Annotated in this window: 1 protein-coding gene; it reads right to left on the bottom strand. The window is 34.1% G+C overall.

The window, feature by feature from the left end; translation table 11 throughout:
- Positions 1–4,964: DUF7507 domain-containing protein (locus tag BMX09_RS09470; protein WP_143054414.1), on the bottom strand; the 4,964-nt coding region annotated here is incomplete at its 3' end.
- Positions 4,965–5,191 lie beyond the last annotated feature (227 nt).

Genomic DNA, 5,191 nt, shown 5'->3' with positions numbered 1-5,191 from the left:
AAGGTTACATTACCTGTATTTGTTACTGTAAATGTATAAGTAACTGTTTCACCTACAACTAAGTTTGTTTTATCAGCTGTTTTTTCTAGCTTGATAGCTGGGTTACTTGTATTAGAAATAATGTTTTGATCTTCGCTCTCTACTGGTGTAGGAGTTGGATTTTCTGGTGTTACTGGTGGTAATCCAGTTACTTTTGCTGTGTTAATGACTTTTGTTTGGTCAACATCTGCTTGTGTAACGACATATGTACCTGAACCAGTTGTTTTTTCACCTGGTGCTAGTGTTGTTTTTTCTAGAGTAATTGTTGCTGGTGTTAATTTATCATCAGTTAGTGTTACGTCTGTTAAGGTTACATTACCTGTATTTGTGACAGTGAATGTATATGTTACTGTTTCGCCTACAACTAAGTTTGTTTTATCAGCTGTTTTTTCTAGCTTGATAGCTGGGTTACTTGTATTAGAAATAATGTTTTGATCTTCGCTCTCTACTGGTGTAGGAGTTGGGTTTTCTGGTGTTACTGGTGGTAATCCAGTTACTTTTGCTGTGTTCACTAATTTGACATTGTCAACGTCAGCTTGTGTTACCACATATGTTCCAGTACCAGTTGTTGTTTCACCTGGTGCTAGTGTTGTTGTTTCTAATGTAATAGTAGATGGAGTTAATTTATCATCAGTTAGTGTTACGTCTGTTAAGGTTACATTACCTGTATTTGTGACAGTGAATGTATATGTTACTGTTTCGCCTACAACTAAGTTTGTTTTATCAGCTGTTTTTTCTAGCTTGATAGCTGGGTTACTTGTATTAGAAATAATGTTTTGATCTTCGCTCTCTACTGGTGTAGGAGTTGGATTTTCTGGTGTTACTGGTGGTAGTCCAGTTACTTTTGCTGTGTTAATGACTTTTGTTTGGTCAACATCTGCTTGTGTTACAACATATGTTCCAGTACCAGTTGTTGTTTCACCTGGTGCTAGTGTTGTTGTTTCTAATGTAATAGTAGATGGAGTTAATTTATCATCCGTTACAGTTACATTAGTTAAGGTTACATTACCTGTATTTGTGACAGTGAATGTGTAAGTTACTGTTTCGCCTACAACTAAGTTTGTTTTATCAGCTGTTTTTTCTAGCTTGATAGCTGGGTTACTTGTATTAGAAATAATGTTTTGATCTTCGCTCTCTACTGGTGTAGGAGTTGGGTTTTCTGGTGTTACTGGTGGTAATCCAGTTACTTTTGCTGTGTTCACTAATTTGACATTGTCAACGTCAGCTTGTGTTACCACATATGTTCCTGTTCCAGTTGTTGTTTCACCTGGTGCTAGAGTTGTTTTTTCTAATGTAATTGTTGCTGGTGTTAATTTATCATCCGTTACAGTTACATCAGTTAAGGTTACATTACCTGTATTTGTGACAGTAAATGTGTAAGTTACTGTTTCGCCTACAACTAAGTTTGTTTTATCAGCTGTTTTTTCTAGCTTGATAGCTGGGTTACTTGTATTAGAAATAATGTTTTGATCTTCGCTCTCTACTGGTGTAGGAGTTGGGTTTTCTGGTGTTACTGGTGGTAATCCAGTTACTTTTGCTGTGTTAATGACTTTTGTTTGGTCAACATCTGCTTGTGTAACGACATATGTACCTGAACCAGTTGTTGTTTCACCTGGTGCTAGAGTTGTTTTTTCTAGAGTAATTGTTGCTGGTGTTAATTTATCATCAGTTACTGTTACGTCTGTTAAGGTTACATTACCTGTATTTGTTACTGTAAATGTATAAGTAACTGTTTCACCTACAACTAAGTTTGTTTTATCAGCTGTTTTTTCTAGCTTGATTGATGGGTTAGTTGTAGTTGTAATAGTGTTGTCGTCCTCATCTTCTACTGGTGTAGGAGTTGGGTTTTCTGGTGTTACTGGAGGTAATCCAGTTACTTTTGCTGTGTTCACTAATTTGACATTGTCAACGTCAGCTTGTGTTACCACATATGTTCCTGTTCCAGTTGTTGTTTCGCCTGGTGCTAGTGTTGTTGTTTCTAATGTAATTGTAGCTGGCGTTAATTTATCATCCGTTACAGTTACATCAGTTAAGGTTACATTACCTGTATTTGTGACAGTGAATGTGTAAGTTACTGTTTCGCCTACAACTAAGTTTGTTTTATCAGCTGTTTTTTCTAGCTTGATTGATGGGTTAGTTGTAGTTGTAATAGTGTTGTCGTCCTCATCTTCTACTGGTGTAGGAGTTGGGTTTTCTGGTGTTACTGGTGGTAATCCAGTTACTTTTGCTGTGTTCACTAATTTGACATTGTCAACATCAGCTTGTGTTACCACATATGTTCCAGTACCAGTTGTTGTTTCACTTGGTGCTAGTGTTGTTGTTTCTAATGTAATTGTTGCTGGAATTAATTTGTCATCAGTTACTGTTACGTCTGTTAAGGTTACATTACCTGTATTTGTTACTGTAAATGTATAAGTAACTGTTTCACCTACAACTAAGTTTGTTTTATCAGCTGTTTTTTCTAGCTTGATAGCTGGGTTTGATTCTACCGGAGTTTCTGTTTCTGATGAAACTTCAGGAACTTTTCCTCCATTAGGTGTAGTTGCTGTAGCTTTTACGACATTAATAATTTTACCTTTTGCATTTTGTAAATCTTTTTGAGTAATGATATATGGAGATTCTACTTGATAAGTATATGATTTACCAGGCTCAATTGTAACTGTGACTTTTTGATCTGTCATGCCTAATAATTCATCGTTGAAAGTAACTTCATTAATTGTAGCTTTACCAGTATTTGTTACTTCAAAGGCATAATAGATTTTGTCGCCAACTGTATGGTATTTTTGATCTTCGTATTCATTATCATTTGTGTCAGTAATTTTTGTTACTGATTTTTGGATAGTCATTGTAGCTGGTACTTTTTTATAAATATAAGTAATTATTTGATTAGTTGCTGCAATAACTTTACCAGTAATTTTATCTGTTCCATCTTCTGGTTCTGTTGCTGTTCCGATTGGAGTATCGATATCTTTTAATCTTTGTGATGAATACTCTACTTTTGGTGTTATTTCATAAATAGTACCGTCTTCAGTTACAATTGTCGGTAATTGGAATGATCCACCAGCATTATAGTCAGTACCTGAATTTTGTTCTTCAATCACTGTTTGTTGTTCTTTAATAGTATTTCCATCTTCGTCTTTATATTGAACGAAAACTTTTCCTTGCGGTACATAATAATATACTTTAGGTTCGTGCGGAATTAGTTCATTTTTTAATGGTACAGATTTTTGACCGAAACGTTTGTTGAAACCTTTTGGATAAACGACTGGATCCATCCAACCTTTATTCCCTGCAACTAATTTTGTTCCACCGATGCCTTCTTTTCCGTCAATGCCATCTGGATTTTTTCTCCATGGCATCACAAAATTAGCTGTTAATACTTCTTCGTCTGATTCTATTTGTGTATTCTTACTATAGAAACCATTATTCATTAATGGTGGGTTTGTTGTAGTAGCAGCGACAATCTTTTGATCAACTGATTTAGTACGATAAACTGGAACTTTTGTAGCACTAGTCTCATTTTTATTTGATTCATTTGTTCCCATCGCCCACACTTTACCATTATAAGTAACTGGGTAAGCTGCTGCAAAATCCCATTCTTTCTTACTCATTACCCATTGATCATTAGGGTCTGTTTTGAATTGAACATTTTTATTAGCTGTTTCAGGTGAATCAATAAAAGTATTATATTCTCCTGGGGTAATGACTGGTGTTTGATATACTTCTAAGAATTCTTCAGAATTATCATGACTTGTATCAAAAAACTTAGGATAAACTGTTTTAATTTTATCTTCTTTGATAGCATAATATCCAGTTTCTTGGTCACCAATTAGTTCAACATTTGTAAATGGATTAACCGTATATACTTCTATAGAACCACTACCAGTAATATCGGTTACTTTAGTTAATTCTTTAAGACCATATGGAGCCCATGCAGTATTCCAGTAATATTCTCCCACTTTATACTCATCACCTACTAATGGTTGTGCATTCGTTTCTTTAAATAATTCATAACCTTTAAAGTTACGTTTTTCCATTGGTGTATACGCATCACCTAAAATTCCATTAAAATTACCTTGAACAAACATTTTTTCATCAAATTGACGATTTTCATACTTTTCTTTATTTGATAAATCAAAAGTAGGATTTTCAACATCTGCTAACATATATCTTGTTTTCATAGTAATTAATTTTGGAATAAGAGCTTTCCATAAAGTCTCTGATTGTTGTTCAACTTTTCCTTGTGTTCCAATTCTTCCTTTAGTATCTGCAACGATATCATAAATAACTGTTGAAGCACCTGGAACACCACCACTAATATTAATAAAAGTCATTGTAGAAGTATTCTCAAAACTAAAGAATAAACGCCAATCTCCTTTAGGTCCTCCTTTAGGTTGAAAATCTGCTAAGTGAGCATTGATTAAGTCAAAGCCAACTTGTTTGCTGTCTTTTGTTAAGACTAAAGTATCAAGTACATTATGTGAGTCTTTTTCTACTAAACGTGCATATACTTTTGTTTCATCGACCATATTATTCACAATGTCGACAGATAAAGTAATGTATGCCTTCGGGAAAGTTTTATTCCCAGTAGCTTCATCTACATAATCCTTGTACTTACCAGACACATCCATAATATAGAAGGTTTGACGATTCTCGGTTGGATCAATTTCAATTCCAGCTGGTAGAGTGAACATTTTATAGGTCGCACTTGCTCCTGCTGGTAATGTTGGCTGATCAATTTCTTCAACCGCCGAATCAATATTTGATAACCATGAATCTTGGTAGTGATCATGGCTTTCTTCTGTTGCTTTCACAATACTATTCGCTTGTAAATAGCTGGCAAATGTGGCTATACCACAAATTGTCAGTAATGTTATTAATAGTCCAATAACATTTACTGAGCAATGTTTCATTTTTTCTTTCATTTTTCATCCTCCATTCTTTGAATACGACATAAATTATACTACTATATTATGAAAATATCAAAAAAATGGCTATATTTTATTTAAAATATTTTGAAAACCACACAAAAAATGGTTCTATAATTTATAGGGTTGATGAGTAAAATCATTGATCCTATTTTTTATGTGCTTATTGGCTTTTAAAAAAATAAAGAGTTAATCATTCAGTAGTCAAGGTTCGCTTCGCTTTC

This window comes from Granulicatella balaenopterae (assembly GCF_900111135.1).
Lineage (GTDB): Bacteria > Bacillota > Bacilli > Lactobacillales > Aerococcaceae > Granulicatella > Granulicatella balaenopterae.
This window is presented reverse-complemented; position numbering and strand designations above follow the sequence as displayed.